Below are 19,033 nucleotides of genomic sequence, written 5' to 3'. Positions count from 1 at the left end.
GCGGACAGCGATGAGCTATGTGGTGCAGCGTCTGCTGACGTTCCCGTTGATCCTGCTGGGTGTTTCGGTCCTGGTATTTGTGTCGATCCGGCTGATTCCGGGCGACGCGATTACCGCCATGCTGGGCACCGAGGCCGGAATGATGACCCCGGACCAGCGCGCGGCGCTGGCCGCCTATTTCGGCATTGATCAACCGGTCTGGTCACAATATTCGCGCTGGTTCCTCGGGCTGTTTCAGGGCGATCTGGGTGTATCCTCGATCTATGCCAAGCCGGTTCTGACGGTGATCCTCGAGCGCTTCCCGCTGACGCTGCAGCTGTCGCTGATGGCCATGGTGATTGCCCTTGGTGTCGGCGTACCGCTGGGGGTGCTTGCCGCCACCCGCAATGAGCGACCCAGCGATCTGGTGGTGCGCGTGCTGGCCATGCTGGGCCAGTCCACCCCGAGCTTCGTCATCGGGGTGTTGATCATCTATGTACTCTCGGTGTTTTTCGGCATGGTGCCGGCGATGGGGACGTTCACGCCAATCACCGTCGATCCCTGGGGCAGCCTGGGGCAATTGTTCTTTCCCGCCGTCACGCTGGGCTTTGCCTTCGCCGCTTCGGTGACCCGCATTTCGCGATCCTCCATGCTCGACGTGCTCAGTGACGACTATGTCCGTACCGCGCGCGCCAAGGGCGCCTCGCCGATGAGCGTGGTCTGGCGCCATGCGCTGCCCAATGCGCTGATCCCGGTGGTCACGCTGTCGGGTGTGGAGTTCGGCTATCTGCTGGGTGGCGCGGTGATCGTCGAGCAGATCTTCGCCTTGCCCGGACTCGGGCGGCTGGTGCTTGATGCCATCACCCAGCGCGACTATGCGCTGGTGCAGGGCACGGTATTGTTCGTGGCCTTCAATTTCCTGGTGGTCAACCTGCTGGTCGACCTCGCCTATGTCGCGCTCGATCCGCGTATTCGTCTCGGGAGCCGCTGATGACCAGGGTTTTTGGCGCATTGTGGCAGCACCCGTCTGGCCGTATCGGACTGTTCATTATCGGGCTCTATCTCACCCTGGCGCTGCTCGGCGTGCTCGGCCTGACCCCGCATCCTGCGCTCAAGCAGTTCATGATCGACCGGCTGACGGGCCCCAGCGCCAACTATTGGATGGGTACCGATCTGCTGGGCCGCGACACCATGAGCCGGCTGATGCTCGGCATCGGACAATCCATGCTCATTGCCTTTGCCTCGGTCGCCTGGGCGACCCTGGCCGGCACCATTATCGGCCTGTTCGCCGCCTGGCTGGGCGGGCTCTGGGATGGTGTGCTGATGCGGCTGATGGATGTGCTGCTGGCCTTCCCGGCCATTCTGCTGGCGCTGCTGATCATCGCCATTGTTGGCCCCGGCACCTTCACCAGTGTGACGGCCATCGCCATTGTCTATACGCCCATTTTCGCCCGCGTGGTGCGGGGGCCGGCCCTGTCGCTCAAGCAGCGCGACTTCGTCGATGCCGCGCGCACCTTTGGCAGCTCGCAGCGCTATATTCTGAGCCGGCACCTGCTGCTCAATCTGGTGGCGCCGCTTGCCGTCCAGGTTACCCTGGCGCTGGCCTGGGCCCTGCTGACCGAAGCCGGGCTATCCTTCCTCGGGCTGGGCACCCAGCCGCCGACCCCATCGCTCGGCCTGATGCTGGCGGAAAGCAAGAACCTGATGCAACAGGCCCCCTGGCTGATGATCTTCCCCGCCTTGACCATCATGCTGGGCATTCTGGGCTTCAACCTGACTGGTGATGCGTTGCGCGACATTCTCGATCCGCGCACCCAAAGGAGGACGGCATGACGCCCTTGCTTCGCGTCCGCGATCTCCATGTCGGCTTCGGTCGCGACCCCAAAGCCAATGAAGTGGTCAAGGGCGTCAGCTTTGAGCTGATGGCGGGCCAGACCCTGGCCATTGTCGGGGAGTCAGGGTCCGGCAAGTCGGTGACGGCCTTGTCGATCAACCGGCTGGTGGACTTTGGTGGCGGCCAGATTACGGCTGGCTCGATCCATTTTCAGCGCAGCGACGGGTCGGTGCTCGATGTCACCCAGGCCGACGAGAAGACGCTGCGCCAGGTGCGCGGCAGTGGTATCGGCATGATTTTTCAGGAGCCGATGACCTCGCTCAATCCGGTGCACACCGTCGGCGCCCAGATCGAGGAGGCCTTCCGGCTCAATCGCGGTTTGACCGGTGCCGCCGGGCGACAGGCCGCGCTCGACGTACTCGACCGCGTGCGTATCCCTGATGCAAAATCGCGCCTGGCCTATTATCCGCACCAGCTCTCGGGCGGCATGCGCCAGAGGGTGATGATCGCCATGGCGCTGGCCAGCAGCCCGCGCCTGTTGATCGCGGACGAGCCGACCACGGCGCTGGATGTCACGGTGCAGGCCCAGATCATGGCGCTGCTGGCCGAACTGCGCGCCGAAACCGGCATGTCGATGATTTTCATCACCCACGACATTGGCCTGGTCGCCGGCATAGCCGACAATATCATGGTCATGCAGCAGGGCGTGGCCGTCGAGCAGAACCAGATCGATGCCGTGCTCGACAATGCCCAGCACGACTATACCCGCCACCTGCTCAAGGCCGTGCCGCATTTCAGCGCCGGCAAGGCGGTGCGTACCGATGGCCACCGCGTCGAGGGGCGCGCGCCGATTGTCAGCGTCGACGATCTGGTCGTGCGCTTCCCGGTCAGCCGTGGGCTGTTCCGCGCCAAGGCCGCCGTGCATGCCGTCGACGGCGTGAGCTTTGACTTGCAGCCGGGCGAAACCCTGGCGATTGTGGGCGAGAGCGGCTCGGGCAAGTCGACCACGGCGCGTGCCATTCTTGGCCTCAACAGCCACCAGCGCGGCGCTATCACCACCGCTGCGGGTCGCTCAAGACGACCGATCCAGATGGTGTTTCAGGACCCCTTTGCCTCGCTCAACCCGCGCCTCAATGTCGAGGCGCTGCTGGCCGAGCCGGCGATTGCCAATGGACAGCGCAAGGACGCCGCGCTGCACGAGCGCATGCAGTTTCTGCTCGAACGGGTCGGCCTGCCCGCCGATGCCCTTGAACGCTATCCGCACCAGTTTTCCGGCGGTCAGCGCCAGCGCCTGTGCATTGCCCGTGCGTTGATGCTCAATCCCGATGTGGTGGTGTTGGACGAGGCCGTGTCGGCACTCGATGTGTCGGTGCAGGCGCGGGTGCTCGATCTGCTGGTCGACCTGCAGCGCGAGTTCAATCTGGCCTATCTGTTCATCTCGCACGACATGGCGGTGGTCGAACGCATTGCCCATCGCATCGCGGTGATGTTTGCCGGCCAGATCGTTGAAATCGGCGAGGCGCGTGGCGTGCTCGCTGATCCCCAGCACAGCTATACCAAACGTCTGATCGCCGCCGTGCCGGCTGTCGAGCGCCGCAATCAGCACTTTGCCGTGGATATGACCCAGGTGCCCTCGCTGGTGCGTCAGGCTGGCTATGAGCCGCCAGCAGCACGCTGGCGCCAGGCCGGTATCGACCATCAGGTTCGCGTCGAGGTGGCCTCATGAGCCGCATCGAAAGCCGGATCGAGCGGGCCATGGCGCCGCTGAGCCAAGCCGTTGATTCCGCGCGCCTGCCCGGTGGCGTGCTGGGACTGATTGACCGTGACGGCAATCGCGCTGTCCGCGTCCTTGGTGCGGCGCAGCTGACGCCGGAGCGCCGGCCCATGCGCCAGGCCACCTGGTTTGATCTGGCCTCGCTGACCAAAGTGCTGTTCACCACCGAGCGCATTCTGGCGCTGGCCGAAGCCGGCACCATCGACCTTGACGCGCCGCTGATCAGCGTGTTGCCCGATTTCCGCCAGTACAATCCCGACAATTGGGAGCGCAGGATAACCTTCCGCCAGTGTCTGGGCCACCAGACCCCGTTTCCCGCCGTGTTCCCCCTCTACACCTATGGCCGCGATCCCGACCTGTTGCGCGCCTTTGTGCTGCAGCATGAGTGGCCAGCGGGTCCCGCCGTCTATTCCGACATCAATTTCATTCTGCTCGGCCTGGCGCTGGAGCGGCTTGAGGGGCGCTCCATCCGCGCGATGAACCCCGGCACCGGCTTTGCCTGGTCGGCCGAGCCGGCCCAGGCCGCCGCGACCGAGCAGTGCACCTGGCGCAACCGCCTGCTGGTTGGCGAGGTGCATGACGACAATTGTGCGGCGCTGCAGGGCGCCGGTCATGCGGGCCTGTTTGGCACGGTTGATGGGCTGCTCGATTTTGCCGTCGGCAAATTGGCGACGACCGCGCCCGATGCCCTGATCCGCACGCCTGTATCAGCGCGCCGCACCCATGGCTGGGAGCGCCCCCATGATGGCTGGTCGGGTGGCGAGCGCTGCTCGGCCGACACTATCGGTCATACCGGCTTTACCGGCACCGGACTGTGGATCGATTTTGCGCGCGGCCATGCCTGGACACTGCTGAGCAACCGCATTCATCCGACCCGCCATTTTGACAGCGGCATTTTTGCGTTGCGCCGTGCCGTGGGCGATCTGATCAATGCCGACTAGGGAGATGACGATGGAACCGATCTGGGCTGTGGGCCTGATGACCGGAACGGTGCTGGACGGCAATATCGATGTGGCGCTGCTGCGCACCGATGGCGAGACCATTGAGCGCTTCGGGCGCTACACTCTGGCGCCCTATCCGGCGGCGATCCGCACGCTGCTGGAAGATTGCCTGGCACAGGCCCGGCTGTGGAATTTCGAGGGCCCCGAACCGGCGATTTTTGCCGCCGCGGAGGACGCCCTGACCCGAGCACAGTCGAGTGCCGTTGCCGATCTGGTGGCGCAGGCGGGCCTGAGGCCCGATGACATTGGCGTTGTCGGTTTTCATGGCCAATCGGTGCTGCATCGCGCCCCGCAGCCCGGGCGGATCGGTGCCACGCGCCAACTGGGCAATGGCCAGTTGATGCACGACCTGCTCGGCATTCCTGTGGCCTATGATTTCCGCTCGGCCGATGTGCGCGCTGGTGGTCAGGGGGCGCCGCTTGCCGCCGTCTATCATCAGGCTTTGCTGCGCACCATTGGCGCGGTGGACGGGCGCACGGCGGTGCTCAATCTGGGCGGCGTGGCCAATGTGACCTGGTGGGATGGGCACGATCAACTGATCGCCTTTGACGCCGGCCCGGCCAATGCGCCGCTCAATGATTTCATCAAGGGACTTGGTCTGGGCGAGATGGATCGCGATGGCGCCATGGCGTTGCGCGGCAGGGTCGATGAAGCGCGCCTGAGCCAGTTGCTCACCCATCCCTATCTCACCGCGCCCTATCCCAAATCACTCGACCGTTTTGATTTCCTCGCCAGCATGGCCGATGGCCTGGGGCCCGAGGATGGCGCCGCGACATTGACCGCCTTCACCGCCGGGGCGGTCGGCAAGGCGCTCGACCTGCTGCCGCGCCGTCCCGAGCGGATCGTGGTGTGCGGTGGTGGCCGGCATAATCCGGCGATCATGCACATGCTGGGGGAGCGGGCCCATGTCGAGGCGGTCCCTGCCGAAGCGGTCGGCTGGCGCGGCGACGCCACGGAAGCGGAGTGCTTTGCTTTCCTGGCCGTGCGGGTGCTGCGCGGCTTGCCGATCAGCTTCCCGACCACGACCGGCGCGCCGCAGCCGCTGACCGGCGGCATTTTGGTGGGCTGAGAATGGATAAACCCGTCATCGAGGTTACCGAGACGCCGTCGGCTGCCGATCTGGAAACCATCGCCCATAATCTGAGTGCGTTCAACGACAGCGCGGTCGGACCGGCAGACCGCCGGCCGCTCGCCGCCTTCGTAAGGGTCGATGGCGAGTTGGTGGCGGGCCTGTCCGGCTATACCGGCTGGGGTTGGCTCTATGTCCAGCTGCTCTGGATCGCCGAGACGCAACGCGGGCGAGGGCTGGCCCGTCAACTGCTGGCGGCCGCCGAGGCCGAGGCCATGGTGCGCGGCTGTCATGGCGCCTATATCGACACCTTCAGCCCGCAGGCGCTGCATGTCTACCAGCAGGCGGGCTACACCGTGTTCGGCACGCTGCCCGAGTTCCCACGTGGCCACACGCGCAGTTTTCTCTCCAAGGCTCTGGCATGAGTGCGCCTACCCGCATCTGGCAATGAAATTCCCGGACGCCAGCGCTCTGCGCCGCAAGAAAGGGCTACCTCACGCTTGAGGCTCGCCGCGCCATCGCCCCCTGCAGTATCCAGTAGGCGAGGGACCCAGCAACGCAATACCCTGCGTATCCGAAGGTCTGCACGGGGACAGCCGCCCCTGTGTCGATGAGCAAACCGGCAATGCCCGGTCCCAGTGCAGATGCAGCGACAAGGGCGGCTGTGGCCAGCGAACGAATGGCGCCGATGTGCGCCGTACCGTAAATCTCGACCCATAGAGCGCCGACTACCGGGTTCATCATCCCCTGGGTGAGGCCGATGCCGGCAAAGACGAGTGGCATGGACCATATCGGCTGGGCAGTTCCCAGGATGAGACTGGCCACGGCAAGGGGCAGCAGCACGAAAGGCATGAGGCGCCAGGAGCCAAAACGGTCGACCATGAAGCCGGCGAAGATCGATGACACCGCGACCGACAGGGACAGAAAGGGGAACATGGCGGTGAAGGTCGTCAGATCCCAACCCTTCACCTCGGTAAGATGGGCCTGGTGGAATATGTACAGCGTGCCAATGGCAGGCGGCGCCATGATCCCCGGGAGCAGCATGTAGAACAGCGGGTCCCGCAGAACTCGCCCCCTGGTCCACTGGGATCCGGTTGGCTCCAGCGTGGACATGCCGTCAGGATTGGCGATGACGGGGCGGCCCTTTCTCCCTTCCGGGGGATCGCGCAAGAGAAACCAGATCGCGGGCACCACGAGGCCGACCAGGACTGCTGCCGCTCCAGCCCACACATTGCGCCAGCCGAAGGCCAGGATCGAAACCGTCAGCACGAATGGCAACACCGCGTCACCGATCGTGTAGCCCAACCCGGCGAAGGAAAGAGCCCGTCCTCGAAAGCGGTTGAACCAGCGCGACATAGTGGTCATCGCGACATGACTCAGCATGCCCTGTCCGAAGAACCTCAACAATGCCAGGGCGACGACCAGAATGGCGACATGACCCGCGCCAGCCATCATCAAAGCCGTGGCCGCCAGCCCAAGCATGCAGATAATGGCCAGACGTCTGGCCGGCAGCCTGTCGGCGAGGACCCCGGCGAACACCAATACGCTGGCGCTGGCGAGCGTGGCCAGCGTGTAGAAACCGCCGAACTCGCCATGGCTAAGGCCAAATTCGGTCCGAAGGGCGGTGTTGAACTGGGCGATGAAGTTGGTTTGGCCGGGCATGGTGGCCAGGGTCATCATGGCGCCCCCGGCTATCCATTGGAACTGGCGCCCCGTCAACTCGGACAATGGCGGCGATTTGGGCGAGGCAATGACGGACAAGGAGGTGACTTTCCCGGCGGTGCCGGTGGATAAAGAAGAAAGGCGACAGTTGCCAAGCGGCCAGGGACCGCGGCGCGAGCGTAGCTTTGATACCCGAGCCTATCCAGTGTTTGTCTGCGCACAGGAAATGCACAGTGTCGCTGCCGGATCGATTTCAAGTCGCCTGAGAGAAATGGCTTCGCCACAGTCGAGGCATTCACCGAATTCGCCCGTTTCGAGCCGCCTCAGGGCCATTTCCAAGGCCACCCTCCGGGCCTGACGCCGTTGATCGGAAGCCTGGGCCAGAGCCTGCCCTTGAATGGCGTCCATGCGGGACAAGCGACCCACGCTCTGCTGATCCAGTTCAACCGGCGCCCGGTCCGCTTCGGTGCCTGTCGACAACCGATGAAGCTCCGCGAGTTCACTGCGGATGAGGGTCTCAAATCGAGGCGAATCCTTGCCCTTGAAATGTTCAGCCATCAGGCGTCTTCCCCCAGTCGGCCGCCATCGCTGAGCAGGATGCGCTTGATGGATGACGGCATGTTTCCCTCCCCCGATTATGGCGGGCTGCTGGCCGCGATAGCGGCCAGCATTGGCCGTCAGCGAAACAGCATCACCGGACGCTTGACCGATCGGACCATCTCGGCGGTGGTGCTGCCGATGAACAGGCTGCGGATGCGGGAGTGTCCGTAGGCACCCATGACCAGCAGGTCGATGTGGTCGGCCTCGGCATGGGAAGCGATGACCTTCTCAGCCTCGCCATCCTCGATGTGGGTGTGAATGGTGTAACCGGCGCTCCGCAGCACATTGGCAGCGGCCTCCAGGTTCCCGCGCGCCTCGGGGGTATCCCTGCCGGCTGTGACCAGGTGACCTTCCAGCCCCGCGAACAGCTTGCCGGTTGCGATGTGGTTGATGGCCTTCATCACACTGGGGCCACCATCGAAGGCAACCAGGAAGCGTTTGACCGGCTGGAATGCCCGTGAAGCAACCAGGACAGGCTTCGTGCTGGTCCGCACGACGCGCTCGAGATTGGAACCGAGATGCAGCTCGGCGAAGTCAGCAGCCTCGCCACGCTTGCCAATCAGGATCAGGTCGGCCTCTTTCTCGAGCTCCTGCACGGCTTCGACAATGTCGCCGGTTCGCAACTTGCCAATGACAGAAGGTGCGCCGGCCTGAAGCAGGCGCTGCACACCAGCATCGACGATCAGGCGGCCCCGCTGCTGCGCCAGCTTGGCGCGCTGGGCATCATGTTCGGCCAGTTCTTTGAGAAGGCTAGACCGGGCGCCCAGTTCCAGGCTGCCCGACAGGTCGAACGGGGTGCTGGAGAGATCGCGACGCCCGATCACATGAACAACGTCGACGCTGGCCGCTATGGTCGTAGCCACCCAGGCAGCATGATCGAGGACACTGTGGGCGTAAGCCGAGCCGTCGATGAAAGCGATGAGTTTGGTCATCCTGGGTTCTCCTCCTAATGGCCCATGAGGCGGTCGAGCGCCCCTGGCTTGTCATGGATGGCCAGGCGATCGACGATGGTCTCGCTGGCCTCGTTCATGCCGACCAGGTTCACCTCGGCGCCCTCGCGGCGGAACTTGAGGATGATCATGTCCAGCGCCTGGACGCTGGAAATGTCCCAGATATGGGCATGCGTGACGTCGATGGTGACCTTCTCCAGCGCTTCCTTGAAATCGAAGGCATTGCTGAAGTCCTCGGCCGAGGCAAAGAACACCTGACCCTCCACCGTGTAGGTCCGCTCCCGGCCGTCGGGTGACAGGCTGGAGCTGATCCGGAAGATCTGCGAGATCTTCCAGGCGAAGAAAATGGCAGAAAGCAAGACGCCGACCAGGACGCCGATGGCCAGGTTATGGGTATAGACCACGGTCAGCACCGTCGCGAGCATCACGATCGATGAGCTGCGGGGATGGGTAACCAGGTTCTTGACCGAGCTCCATGAGAAGGTGCCGATCGAGACCATGATCATGATGGCCACCAAGGCCGCCATCGGGATCTGGCTGACCAGATCGCCCAGCACCAGGATCATGAAGAGGAGGAAGACGCCGGCCGCAAAGGTCGAGAGCCGCCCGCGGCCGCCGGACTTCACGTTGATGATCGACTGGCCGATCATGGCGCAACCGGCCATGCCACCGATAAAACCGGTCACCGTATTGGCGATGCCCTGGCCAACGCACTCCTGATTGCGGTCGCTCTTGGTGTCGGTGAGCTCGTCCACGATCTGGGCGGTCATCAATGACTCAAGCAGTCCCACGACAGCGACAGCCGCCGAGTAGGGCAGGATGATCATGAGCGTTTCGAGATTGAACGGGATCTGCGGGATCAGGAATATGGGCAGCGTGTCAGGGAGTGCACCCATGTCGCCCACCGTGCGAACGTCCAGGCCAAGCGCCAGCGCAAGCGCCGTCAGCACCACAATGCAGACCAGCGGGGACGGAATGGCTTTGGTGATGCGAGGGAAGAGATAGATGATGGCGAGACCGCCGGCGACCATGGCATAGGTCAGCCAGCTGACATTGGTCAGCTCCGGCAACTGCGCCATGAAGATCAGGATGGCCAGCGCATTGACGAAGCCAGTCATCACCGACTTCGAGACGAAGCGCATGACATAGCCGAGCTTGAGGAAGCCGGCCGCGATCTGCAGGAGGCCCGCGAGAACGGTAGCGGCCAGCAGATATTGCAGCCCGTGATCCCTGACCAGGGTGACCATCAGCACCGCCGTTGCCGCCGTAGCCGCCGAGATCATGCCGGGGCGACCGCCGACGAAGGCAATCAGGACGGCAATCGAGAAGGAAGCATAGAGGCCCACCTTGGGGTCGACGCCAGCGATGATGGAAAAGGCGATGGCTTCAGGGATAAGGGCGAGGGCGACCACAAGGCCGGCGAGAATGTCGCCTCGTATATTGCCGAACCATTCGGCACGCATTCGGGGGAGGATATCTTGCATCTGGTGTCCATCTGTGGAGCGCCGCCAGCCAAAGGGGCTGTTGCAGCTGTCGGGATACACGGATGTCCTGAAGGGAAGCGGCGGCAATGCCCATGTCGGGCCCTACGAAACGCGGTCATCTGAAAAGAACACAGCTTGGATGGTAGTGCCGAATTCGGGATGGTCTGACCGGCAGCCGAACGCTTCAGGCGTTCCGTTGCATTGATGTTCATACGATCTGGTAGGTGACCGGGGGATGGGCGCCCGGAGAAGCCACCCGCATTGCGGGTCCGACGACGGTGCTTGAATGCCCCAGTTGACCGTGAGAAGCAAGGGGCAACACCTTCGCGGCAAGGCGATCCCTGTCGCCACGCAGATCGCGCAGCTGGATCGCCGAGCGGCTCGAACTGGTCAAGCCCCATCCGTGCTGCGCGACTTTCGGCTACTCAGGCCGCCATCTCAGTAGTGTGGGGAGTTTATTGGAGCGGGTGAAGGGAATCGAACCCTCGTCACTTGCTTGGGAAGCAAAAGCTCTACCATTGAGCTACACCCGCGACGCGCGAATAGATGCTGGAATTCGCGGCGGGCGTCAAGGCACCGTGACGCCCGCGTGTCATCGCACGCTCTCGCCTGACCTGCATTTTCGCAGCCCTGATGCTGGTCTCGGCGTTCCGATACTCGTCAACGTTGACGGTCCTTGCCAGGCAGGGCGGGGGGCAGGGCACCATCGTCCGTTTCTTTGAGCCCGAGATCGTCCAGCAGCCAGTCTTCGGCGTTTTCAAGTTCCTTGGGCAGGGATCGGCTTTGGTCTGTGACGGGCGGCGCTGCCAGCCAGATCGCGAGCCGCTTCAGCATTGCGACAATGGAGCGACGCAGCTGGCTTACGTTGTGATCCGAATAGGCGATTGACATGACAGGGCCTCGTTTTGCTGTTCTCACACAGCCTGTCAGCGCACAACACATCGTTCAAACAAATGTTTTGAACTTTAATGATCGATAAAGCGGATGTATAGGTAATAGCATGATCGCAATCGACCCAGATTTTCTGCGCAGTTTCCTCGCCATTTCCGACACCGGCAGCTATGGCGCGGCCGCCAAGCGGGTGAACAAGACCCAATCCACCGTTTCCGCCCAGATGAAGCGGCTTGAGGACACACTGGGCGTTACGCTGTTTGAAAAGGCTGGCCGCCGCAATTTTCTGTCTCCAGAAGGGCTTCGGTTGCTGCATTACGCCAAGTCCATCGTGCGCCTGAATGAAGAGACGGTGAACGCCTTCCGACGGGTTGAGGTGGCCAGTGCCATCAAAATTGGCATGTCCGATGATTATGCCCAGGCATTCCTCACGCCCGTGCTCAAGCGGTTTACGCAGCGTTATCCGCAAGTGGAGGTGGAAGTGCTGACCGCCGACACGCGCGAACTGCGCGAGCGAGCGGATCTGGACAGTTTTGATGCGATCGTCGTTTCCGCAAATTCCAGGCTGGATGGCCTGGAGATATTGCGGCGCGACCGCCTTTATTGGATCGGCGGCGAGGGTTGTCACGTTCATCTCGAGGAGCGCTTGCCCTTGGCGCTCTGGTCCGAGGGATGTAACTGGCGGGCCATGGGATTGGCCGCGCTGGCACAGACCAACAGGGACTATCGTATCGTCCATACGACATCCAATGCGCCCCTGTTACGCTCTGTTGTGCGCGAGGGGCTGGCGGTCACGATTGGCCCGAAGTGGTATCTGGGCGCCGGTCTGGTTCTGCTCGAGGACATGAACAGGACGTGGCCGCCGGGCGAGGACAGTGTTGGCCTCAAGGTTCGGTCCAACGAGCTGTCAGAGCCATTAGAGGTGTTTCTCAATTATCTGCGCAGCTGTTTCCGCAAGGAAGGCAGCTTTGCCGATGGGTAGCCATCGGGCGCAGCCTTGCCGCCCTATTCGCTGTAGGGCTTGAAGTGCTTGGACAGCTTGAGAGTCTGGGCCTGATAGTTCGAGCCCGAGGCGGTGCCATAGAGCCGGTCCGGTGTTTCCGCCAGCCGTTCATAGATCAGCCGGCCAATGGTCTGGCCGTGGCCGAGCAGAAACGGTACCTCGCGGCTGCGCACTTCAAGCACGGCACGGCTGCCCGTGCCCCCGGCGGGGGAATGGCCAAAGCCGGGGTCGAAAAACCCCGCATAGTGGACGCGGAACTCACCCACCAGCGGGTCAAACGGCATCATCTCTGCGGCATGGGTCGGCGGCACATGCACCGCCTCATCGCTGACCAGAATGTAGAATTCGTCCGGATCCAGGATCAGCTCCTGGCGGCCGCGATTATGCAGCGGCTCCCAGAAATCGTGCACATCGAGCGCCGCCTTCCTGTCGACATCAACGACGGCGGTATGGCGCTTGGAGCGAAAACCCACCAGCCCATTGCGTCCGGTGCCCTTGAGGTCGATCGACAGGGCGACCCCATCGCCGACCGGCACATCATTGTCGAACACCAGCGTGTCGCTGGCGTGCAGCGCCTGGTGCTCGGCGACGGTGAGGCGGTTGTCGCCACGGCGGAACCGCATCTGGCTCAGCCGCGATCCGGTCCGCACCAGGATCGGAAAGGTGCGCGGGCTGATTTCGACATAAAGCGGGCCCTGGTAGCCCGCAGGCATCTGGTCAAAGCCGCGGGCGCGATCGCCAATGACACGGGTGAACACGTCCAGTCGCCCCGTCGAACTCTTGGGATTGGCCGACGCGCTGACCATGTCGGGCAGTTCCAGGCTTTCCTGCAGCGGCACCAGATAGACGCAGCCGCGTTCCAGCACGGCGCCGCGGGTCAGATCGATCTCGTGCAGTTTGAGCGCTTCGATGCGTTCGGCCACCGAATGGCTGGGACCGGGCAGGAAGCTTGAGCGCACGCGGAAGGCAACTTCGCCCAGGCGAAGGTCCAGACTGGCCGGTTGCACCTGATCGGCGTCGAACGGGCGATCGGCGATGATCGAGCCCTGCTGGTGCAACGCCTCGATCAGCCGCGCCGGAAACACGCCCTGCGGCCAGCTCTGTTGCTTGTCCATACTCTTGCGCTTTCCGTTACTTTGGCTGTTCCTAGCAATCCCTGCAATTGACGCCAACAGCCAATTGGCTTTAGATCACAACCCAGTGGTGATTTGGCCGGTCGCTTGCAGCCACTTTAAACAAATTGCTAAAGACCGTTTGGGAACCGGCCGCCTGTAGCGAGCCGGTTTTTTGTTTTGAAAGCGTGACCATGTCCAAGGCGAATAACCCTCTTCTCGACCCCACCCGCCGGTCAGCCGAGACCCAGCTGGTCCATGGCGGTGGCAAGCGCACGCAGTTCAATGAGACCAGCGAAGCGCTGTTCCTCAATTCGGGCTACAGCTACCCCAGCTCTGAACATGCCGAGCGCCTGTTCAAGGGCGAACTTCCCGGCGCACATAATTATTCCCGCTTTGCCAATCCGACAGTCGACGTGTTTCAGGAGCGCATGGCGCTGCTCGAGGGCGCCGAGGCGGCCCGTGGCTTTGCCTCCGGCATGGCTGCGGTCACCGATGCGGTGATGAGCCAGGTCCGTGCTGGCGATCACATCGTCGCCTCCCGCGCCCTGTTTGGCGGCTGTCGCTTTGTGGTGGAAGATTTCATGCCGCGTTTCGGCGTCACCTCGACCCTGGTGGATGGCCGCGACCCGGCGAATTTCGCCGCGGCAATGCAGCCCAATACCAAGGTGGTGTTTATCGAGACCCCGACCAATCCGACGCTGGAACTGGTCGACATCAAGGCTGTGGCCGATATTGCCCACGCCCATGGCGCCGTGCTGATCGTCGACAATGTGTTTGCCACCCCGCTCTATCAGAAGCCGCTCGCACTGGGCGCAGATCTGGTCACCTACTCGGCCACCAAGCATATTGACGGGCAGGGCCGGGTGCTTGGCGGTGTCGTGCTGGGCTCCAAAAAGCTCATCGAGGGGGATATACACACCTTCCTGCGCCAGACCGGTGCTTCGCTCAGCCCCTTCAATGCCTGGGTCTTGCTCAAGGGCCTGGAGACGCTACCGCTGCGCGTGCGCCAGATGACCGAGAGCGCCGGCAGGATTGCCGAGGCGCTGGCCAGCCACGCCAAGGTGCAAAGCGTCATCTATCCGCATCACCCCAGCCACCCCCAATATGACCTGGCCAAGGCGCAGATGACCGGCGGGTCGACGCTGGTGGCACTGGATGTCAAAGGGGGGCAGGAGGCGGCGTTCAGGCTGTCGGATTCGCTGGCCGTGATCCTGATCTCCAATAATCTGGGCGATGCAAAATCCATCATCACCCATCCGCGCACCACGACCCACCAGCGGCTGACCGAAGATGCCCGGCTTGAAGTGGGCGTTACCCCGGGGCTGCTGCGGCTCTCGGTCGGGCTTGAATCCAGCGACGACTTGATTGCTGATCTTCTATATGGCCTGGACCAGATCTAGGGAGACCAACCAAATTGCGGCTGCTGGGTTTGATAATGCTGCTGGTACTCGCCGGGTCGGGTGCGCCCGTTCTGGCGCAGGCTTTGCCCTATCACGCTGATCCCTCGGCGCGCGAAATCCTGCCCGGTGCCAACGCCGTACCGGCCATCCGCTTTCTGACCACCGCTGATTTTCCGCCCTTCAACTTTCGCGACGCGAGCGGCGAGCTGATCGGCTTCAATGTCGATCTGGCCAAGGCGATCTGCGATGAGGTCAACGTCGCCTGTACCCTGCAGGCCTGGCCGTGGGAACAGGCCGCCAATGCCCTGTCTGACAATCAGGGCGATGCGCTGGTCGCCGGACTGGAGATGTCCGAAGCCAATGGGCAATTGTTCGACTTTTCCGCTACCTACATGGCCTTGCCGGGGCGCTTCGTTACCCGCGCTGAGGATGTCAGAAGCTTCGATATCGATGGGCTGACCGGCAAGACCGTTGCGGTACGCCGTGACAGTGCCCATCAGGCCTTCATGCAACGCTATCTGCCAGATGTCAGCGTGGAACAGTTCGACACCGAACTGGCGGGTCTGGCGGCACTGCAGGCCAGCGCGGTCGACGTATTTTTTGGCGATGGCATGCGGACGTCATTCTGGCTCAACCAGAACCTTGATTGCTGCGGTTTTGCTGGCGGTGCCTATTTTCGCCCCGCCCTGTTCGGCGAAGGATTGTCGATTGCCGTGCCGGCCGGCAATGACGCCATCCGCCACGCCATTGACTGGGCCCTGGTGCGGCTCAAAGACAATGGCGTATTGGACGAATTGTATCTGCGCTGGTTTCCGGTGGGCTTCTACTAGAGTGTCTTCAGCAAGAGTGGCGCGACTTTTTGCAGCTCGAAGACGCGACCCATCGCAAACCTAGTCCGGCATGCGCCGATGGCGGGCCCGCGCACCCACTTCGATCGCTGCGGTGGTCAGGCGATCAAGGTCCAGCCGATCCCGCAGCATTTCGAGGAACCGGAGTTCCTCCTGCTCCAGATGCAGATCGACCGAGGTCACCTCAACGGCTACGGCATAGGCTGTATCCTGCAGCTTGGCGGGCAGGGCGGCAATGGCATCATCGATCACCTGGTCGAGGCCACCCGGACCATTGAGCTTGTCGGCGCAGGAATTGGCGACGGCGGTCAGACGACCGGGATCAAAGCTCTCGAATACTGGCAAGCGGCTGATCAGCCCCTGGATGCGCACCAGTTCCTTTTCAGTCATCTGGCTGTCCGAGGAAGCGGCAACGATCATCAGGTGGATCAGGGCATCATGGGCAATATTGGGCATTGAATCTTCCAGCTCTGGCTTCGGCAAGCGATTGCTAGGCGTGTCAGGCGGGCTTGGCAAGCTTGGCATGCTCTGAAAGCGTTGACGCCATTGCGCGGGGATGCAACACCACCGGCATTTCCTCATCTTGAAAGGCCTGCCCTTTGTCGCCCGCTCCGTTGCCCGTTCTCGATCCTGCGTATTTTGACGCTGCCCAGACAGCCCGCGCCTGGCCGTTTGAGGAAGCTCGCAAACTGGTCAAGCGGCTTGAGAAAACGGGCAAGGGCGAGGCCGTGTTCGAAACCGGCTATGGCCCGTCGGGCCTGCCCCATATCGGCACGTTCGGCGAAGTGGCCCGCACCACCATGGTGCGCACGGCCTTTCGCCTGCTGACGCGCGACGAGGTCCCGACGCGGCTGATCTGCTTTTCCGATGACATGGACGGGATGCGCAAGATCCCGGAAAACGTGCCCTCCAGAGAGGCCATGGAGCCGCATCTGCAAAAGCCGTTGAGCGCGGTGCCTGATCCCTGGACCAATGAATATGCCAGCTTCGGCGACCACAACAACGCCATGCTGCGCCGGTTTCTCGATACCTTCGGCTTCAACTACGAATTTGCCAGCGCCACCGACTATTACAAATCCGGCAAGTTCGACACCGTGCTGCGGCTGGCCGCCGAGCGCTATGACGACATCATGAAGGTTATGCTGCCTTCCCTGGGCGCCGAGCGGCAGGCTACCTATAGCCCTTTCCTGCCGATCTCTCCGATCAGCGGTCGCGTGCTCTATGTGCCAATGAAGGAAGTCAACGCCAAGGACGGCACCATCACCTTCGACGACGAGGACGGTCGTGAAACCACATTGCCCGTCACCGGCGGTCACGTGAAGATGCAGTGGAAGCCCGATTTTGGCATGCGCTGGGCTGCTCTTGGCGTTGATTTTGAAATGTTCGGCAAGGATCACCAGACCAATGCGCCGATCTATGACAGGATCTGCGCCATCCTCGGCGGCAAGCCTCCCGAGCACTATGTCTATGAACTGTTCCTCGATTCCGAGGGCCAGAAGATTTCCAAGTCCAAGGGCAATGGCCTGACCATTGACGAGTGGCTGCGCTATGCCGGCAATGAGAGCCTGGGGCTTTACATGTTCCAGAAGCCGCGCACGGCCAAGCGTCTGCATTTCGATGTCATCCCGCGCGCTGTCGATGAATACTATGCCTTCATCGCCGGTTACCAGGATCAGGACACCGCGACGCGGTTGGAAAACCCGGTCTTCCACGTCCACTACGGTGCTGTGCCAAACCCCGATGTGCCGCTGAGCTTTGCCCTGCTGCTCAATCTCGTGGCCACCGCCAATGCCGAAGACACCAAGGTGCTCTGGGGCTTCATCTCGCGCTATCTGCATGGCGCGACGGCGCAAACCCACCCCGAGATCGATCGCCTGGCAGGTTACGCCGTGCGCTATTTCAACGACAAGGTGAAGCCGGCCAAGGTCTATCGCGCGCCGACCGAACAGGAACGCGCAGCGCTGCAGGACCTGCACGACCAGCTTGGCGCGCATGAAGGCTCGGTGGATGCCACAGCACTGCAAAATCTGGTCTATGAGGTCGGCAAGGCCCACCAGTTCGAGCCGCTGCGCGATTGGTTCAAGGCCATCTATGCCGTGCTGCTCGGTGAAGACCAGGGCCCGCGTTTTGGCTCGTTCATCGCCCTGTTCGGGGTCGCCGAGACGCGCAAGCTGATCGCCGACGCCCTGGCCGGGAAAATGCTGGAGAGCTAGTCCAGCGCCTTGCGGAAATACACCACGCGACTGGTTTCAGCAAAACCGAGCGCGTGATGCATCTGCTGGCTTATGGTGTTGTCCAGCAGGGCATCGGATGCCAGTTCGGTGCAGCCGCGCTGCCGCACCCAGGTTTCGATGCTGGCAAGCAGCTGCCGGGCGAGACCCATCCGGCGATATTGTGGCGCCACATAGATGCCTTCAACGAAGCCGACCGGGGAGGTGTTGCAGCCATTGACGTGGTCGTGGCGGATACTGGCCTCGGCAAAGCCGGCCGGTGTACCGTCGGCCAGCCGGACGATCAGGTTGATGGTGTCATGGGGTCGGTGCAGCTGCGCGGCGATCTCGGCCCGGTGCTCGTCAGGCGCGGTGTCGGGCCACAGGGCCTGGCGCATCGCCGCCCAGGAATCACCGTCGGCGCCTGTGGCGGCAGTGACCGACATCACTGGCTGGCCCAGATGATGCGGGCGATCCAGTCGATCTCGGTCAGCGCAAAAATGCGTGGTTCGTAGGCGGGATTGAGCGAGTGCAGTTCGATCTGCTTGCCGGTCTGGCGATAGAGGATCTTGGCCATGACTTCGCCGTCATGTGTCCTGACCACCACCCGATCGCCCCGCCGCACCTGCTCGATGGGCGACACCACGATCCGGTCGCCTTCCCGATAAAGCGGCTCCATGGAATCGCCGTGCACCTCAAGCGCATAAATGCCGCCCTGTTCAGGGGCGGGCAGGGCGATTTCATCCCAGCCTTGTCCAACCGGAAATCCGGCGCTGTCAAAAAAGCCGCCACTACCAGCCTGCGCCAGCCCGAGCAGCGGCACCGTGTGCTGAGGCGCATTGTCATTGAGCTGGAGGAAGGCCCCGGTGCCTGACAGGAAGGCGTCAAAGCTCTCGCCCGTGGCGTCCAGGATTTTGGAAATACTCTCGGTTGACGGCCAGCGTTCGCGCCCATCCTTGCTGATGCGCTTGGAAACGTTGAACGCCGTCGCGTCGAGACCAGCCAGCTTGGCGAGCGCCGAAACGGAATGACCGTGGCGCCGCGCCAGCGCATCAATCCCGTCCCAAATGGCTCTGTGTGACAGCATGGCATGAGTCCAAGGCAGGAAGTATGTCTCAGGTGTGGAATTTAATCCTATCTATATTCCCCTCCACGGCCCGTGTAAAGAGCCGATTCCCGGCGCTTGCGGCCAGCCGCACACCCCATTAGGTTC

Annotated in this window: 18 protein-coding genes, 1 tRNA gene, 1 pseudogene, 1 riboswitch and 1 other annotated feature; of the genes and pseudogenes, 10 read left to right on the top strand and 10 right to left on the bottom strand. The window is 62.7% G+C overall.

Annotated elements, in window-relative coordinates; genetic code table 11:
* Positions 1-10: 10 nt before the first annotated feature.
* Genes ABFY71_RS15915 through ABFY71_RS15890 form a run of 6 tightly spaced genes read left to right on the top strand, consistent with a single transcriptional unit; the run spans position 11 to position 6,082 of the window.
* Positions 11-970, top strand: coding sequence for an ABC transporter permease (locus ABFY71_RS15915; protein ID WP_347946943.1), 960 nt, complete (start codon positions 11-13; stop codon positions 968-970).
* Positions 970-1,812, top strand: coding sequence for an ABC transporter permease (locus ABFY71_RS15910; RefSeq protein ID WP_347946942.1), 843 nt, complete (start codon positions 970-972; stop codon positions 1,810-1,812). The genes ABFY71_RS15915 and ABFY71_RS15910 overlap by 1 nt, the downstream gene beginning before the upstream one ends.
* On the top strand, positions 1,809-3,539 hold the full coding sequence (locus ABFY71_RS15905; protein WP_347946941.1) for an ABC transporter ATP-binding protein: 1,731 nt from the start codon (positions 1,809-1,811) through the stop codon (positions 3,537-3,539). The genes ABFY71_RS15910 and ABFY71_RS15905 overlap by 4 nt, the downstream gene beginning before the upstream one ends.
* Complete coding sequence (locus ABFY71_RS15900; RefSeq protein ID WP_347946940.1) at positions 3,536-4,528, top strand: serine hydrolase domain-containing protein; 993 nt, start codon at positions 3,536-3,538, stop codon at positions 4,526-4,528. The genes ABFY71_RS15905 and ABFY71_RS15900 overlap by 4 nt, the downstream gene beginning before the upstream one ends.
* 10 nt (positions 4,529-4,538) lie before the next feature.
* Positions 4,539-5,657: an anhydro-N-acetylmuramic acid kinase gene (locus ABFY71_RS15895; protein ID WP_347946939.1), complete on the top strand. Its 1,119-nt coding sequence runs from the start codon at positions 4,539-4,541 to the stop codon at positions 5,655-5,657.
* Between the two features lie 2 nt (positions 5,658-5,659).
* Positions 5,660-6,082, top strand: coding sequence for a GNAT family N-acetyltransferase (locus ABFY71_RS15890; RefSeq protein ID WP_347946938.1), 423 nt, complete (start codon positions 5,660-5,662; stop codon positions 6,080-6,082).
* Positions 6,083-6,146: 64 nt separating this feature from the next.
* Here the strand turns inward: ABFY71_RS15890 and ABFY71_RS15885 are convergent, their stop codons facing one another.
* The 6 genes and pseudogenes from ABFY71_RS15885 to ABFY71_RS15860 form a co-directional block, all read right to left on the bottom strand.
* Positions 6,147-7,418, bottom strand: coding sequence for an MFS transporter (locus ABFY71_RS15885; RefSeq protein ID WP_347946937.1), 1,272 nt, complete (start codon positions 7,416-7,418; stop codon positions 6,147-6,149).
* A gap of 159 nt (positions 7,419-7,577) precedes the next feature.
* Positions 7,578-7,652, bottom strand: a pseudogene (locus ABFY71_RS19340) (TraR/DksA family transcriptional regulator); the annotation flags it as partial.
* Between the two features lie 344 nt (positions 7,653-7,996).
* Entirely contained in the window at positions 7,997-8,851 is an 855-nt protein-coding gene (locus ABFY71_RS15875; protein WP_347946935.1) for a universal stress protein, read from the bottom strand.
* Between the two features lie 14 nt (positions 8,852-8,865).
* Complete coding sequence (locus tag ABFY71_RS15870) at positions 8,866-10,353, bottom strand: SulP family inorganic anion transporter (RefSeq protein ID WP_305583165.1); 1,488 nt, start codon at positions 10,351-10,353, stop codon at positions 8,866-8,868.
* Positions 10,354-10,575: 222 nt separating this feature from the next.
* Positions 10,576-10,627 (bottom strand) — a sequence feature (sul1 is cis-regulatory element that is thought to sense ions involved in sulfur or methionine metabolism; They are found in Alphaproteobacteria).
* A gap of 185 nt (positions 10,628-10,812) precedes the next feature.
* A tRNA-Gly gene (locus ABFY71_RS15865) sits at positions 10,813-10,886 on the bottom strand.
* A gap of 127 nt (positions 10,887-11,013) precedes the next feature.
* A complete protein-coding gene (locus ABFY71_RS15860) occupies positions 11,014-11,244 on the bottom strand; it encodes a hypothetical protein (RefSeq protein WP_347946934.1) in 231 nt (76 codons plus the stop codon).
* Positions 11,245-11,353: 109 nt separating this feature from the next.
* On the opposite strand from ABFY71_RS15860, the gene ABFY71_RS15855 reads away from it, so the two are divergent.
* The gene (locus ABFY71_RS15855) at positions 11,354-12,226 is read left to right on the top strand and encodes a LysR family transcriptional regulator (RefSeq protein ID WP_347946933.1); all 873 of its coding nucleotides are present in this window, start codon (positions 11,354-11,356) and stop codon (positions 12,224-12,226) included.
* 23 nt (positions 12,227-12,249) lie between these two features.
* On the opposite strand, the gene ABFY71_RS15850 is transcribed toward ABFY71_RS15855, so the two are convergent.
* Positions 12,250-13,362 (bottom strand): 2'-deoxycytidine 5'-triphosphate deaminase, encoded by a 1,113-nt coding sequence (locus tag ABFY71_RS15850; RefSeq protein WP_347946932.1) that lies wholly within the window; start codon positions 13,360-13,362, stop codon positions 12,250-12,252.
* A 75-nt stretch (positions 13,363-13,437) separates the two neighbouring features.
* A riboswitch (SAM riboswitch) is annotated at positions 13,438-13,513 on the top strand.
* 40 nt (positions 13,514-13,553) lie between these two features.
* Here ABFY71_RS15850 and metZ point away from each other — a divergent pair.
* Both metZ and ABFY71_RS15840 read left to right on the top strand, forming a co-directional pair.
* A complete protein-coding gene (metZ, locus tag ABFY71_RS15845; RefSeq protein ID WP_347946931.1) occupies positions 13,554-14,762 on the top strand; it encodes an O-succinylhomoserine sulfhydrylase in 1,209 nt (402 codons plus the stop codon).
* A 35-nt stretch (positions 14,763-14,797) separates the two neighbouring features.
* A complete protein-coding gene (locus tag ABFY71_RS15840; protein ID WP_347946930.1) occupies positions 14,798-15,592 on the top strand; it encodes a transporter substrate-binding domain-containing protein in 795 nt (264 codons plus the stop codon).
* Positions 15,593-15,652: 60 nt separating this feature from the next.
* On the opposite strand, the gene ABFY71_RS15835 is transcribed toward ABFY71_RS15840, so the two are convergent.
* The gene (locus ABFY71_RS15835; protein WP_305579985.1) at positions 15,653-16,066 is read right to left on the bottom strand and encodes a tellurite resistance TerB family protein; all 414 of its coding nucleotides are present in this window, start codon (positions 16,064-16,066) and stop codon (positions 15,653-15,655) included.
* A 143-nt stretch (positions 16,067-16,209) separates the two neighbouring features.
* Here ABFY71_RS15835 and ABFY71_RS15830 point away from each other — a divergent pair, with 143 nt between their 5' ends.
* Positions 16,210-17,823: a lysine--tRNA ligase gene (locus ABFY71_RS15830; protein ID WP_347946929.1), complete on the top strand. Its 1,614-nt coding sequence runs from the start codon at positions 16,210-16,212 to the stop codon at positions 17,821-17,823.
* On the opposite strand, the gene aac(6') is transcribed toward ABFY71_RS15830, so the two are convergent.
* Together aac(6') and ABFY71_RS15820 are read right to left on the bottom strand one after the other, a co-directional pair.
* Entirely contained in the window at positions 17,820-18,266 is a 447-nt protein-coding gene (gene aac(6'), locus ABFY71_RS15825) for an aminoglycoside 6'-N-acetyltransferase (protein WP_347946928.1), read from the bottom strand. The genes ABFY71_RS15830 and aac(6') overlap by 4 nt on opposite strands.
* Positions 18,266-18,907, bottom strand: a complete 642-nt coding sequence (locus tag ABFY71_RS15820) for a S24 family peptidase (RefSeq protein WP_305579991.1) — start codon at positions 18,905-18,907, stop codon at positions 18,266-18,268. The genes aac(6') and ABFY71_RS15820 overlap by 1 nt, the downstream gene beginning before the upstream one ends.
* Positions 18,908-19,033: the final 126 nt, after the last annotated feature.

Origin of the sequence: Devosia alba (genome assembly GCF_039938915.1) — a bacterium.
GTDB lineage: Bacteria > Pseudomonadota > Alphaproteobacteria > Rhizobiales > Devosiaceae > Devosia > Devosia alba.
The sequence above is the reverse complement of the archived record's forward strand: the minus strand, read 5'-3'. Positions and strand labels throughout refer to the sequence as shown.

What these genes read in the sequence shown, in the direction of transcription:
- ABFY71_RS15915 (WP_347946943.1), top strand. Translation starts at nt 11, where the DNA reads ATGAGCTATGTGGTGCAGCGTCTGCTGACGTTCCCGTTGATCCTGCTG.
- ABFY71_RS15850 (WP_347946932.1), bottom strand. Translation starts at nt 13,362, where the DNA reads ATGGACAAGCAACAGAGCTGGCCGCAGGGCGTGTTTCCGGCGCGGCTG.
- ABFY71_RS15870 (WP_305583165.1), bottom strand. Translation starts at nt 10,353, where the DNA reads ATGCAAGATATCCTCCCCCGAATGCGTGCCGAATGGTTCGGCAATATA.
- ABFY71_RS15890 (WP_347946938.1), top strand. Translation starts at nt 5,660, where the DNA reads ATGGATAAACCCGTCATCGAGGTTACCGAGACGCCGTCGGCTGCCGAT.
- ABFY71_RS15855 (WP_347946933.1), top strand. Translation starts at nt 11,354, where the DNA reads ATGATCGCAATCGACCCAGATTTTCTGCGCAGTTTCCTCGCCATTTCC.
- ABFY71_RS15905 (WP_347946941.1), top strand. Translation starts at nt 1,809, where the DNA reads ATGACGCCCTTGCTTCGCGTCCGCGATCTCCATGTCGGCTTCGGTCGC.
- ABFY71_RS15910 (WP_347946942.1), top strand. Translation starts at nt 970, where the DNA reads ATGACCAGGGTTTTTGGCGCATTGTGGCAGCACCCGTCTGGCCGTATC.
- ABFY71_RS15875 (WP_347946935.1), bottom strand. Translation starts at nt 8,851, where the DNA reads ATGACCAAACTCATCGCTTTCATCGACGGCTCGGCTTACGCCCACAGT.
- ABFY71_RS15835 (WP_305579985.1), bottom strand. Translation starts at nt 16,066, where the DNA reads ATGCCCAATATTGCCCATGATGCCCTGATCCACCTGATGATCGTTGCC.
- metZ (WP_347946931.1), top strand. Translation starts at nt 13,554, where the DNA reads ATGTCCAAGGCGAATAACCCTCTTCTCGACCCCACCCGCCGGTCAGCC.
- ABFY71_RS15820 (WP_305579991.1), bottom strand. Translation starts at nt 18,907, where the DNA reads ATGCTGTCACACAGAGCCATTTGGGACGGGATTGATGCGCTGGCGCGG.
- ABFY71_RS15900 (WP_347946940.1), top strand. Translation starts at nt 3,536, where the DNA reads ATGAGCCGCATCGAAAGCCGGATCGAGCGGGCCATGGCGCCGCTGAGC.
- ABFY71_RS15840 (WP_347946930.1), top strand. Translation starts at nt 14,798, where the DNA reads ATGCTGCTGGTACTCGCCGGGTCGGGTGCGCCCGTTCTGGCGCAGGCT.
- ABFY71_RS15895 (WP_347946939.1), top strand. Translation starts at nt 4,539, where the DNA reads ATGGAACCGATCTGGGCTGTGGGCCTGATGACCGGAACGGTGCTGGAC.
- ABFY71_RS15860 (WP_347946934.1), bottom strand. Translation starts at nt 11,244, where the DNA reads ATGTCAATCGCCTATTCGGATCACAACGTAAGCCAGCTGCGTCGCTCC.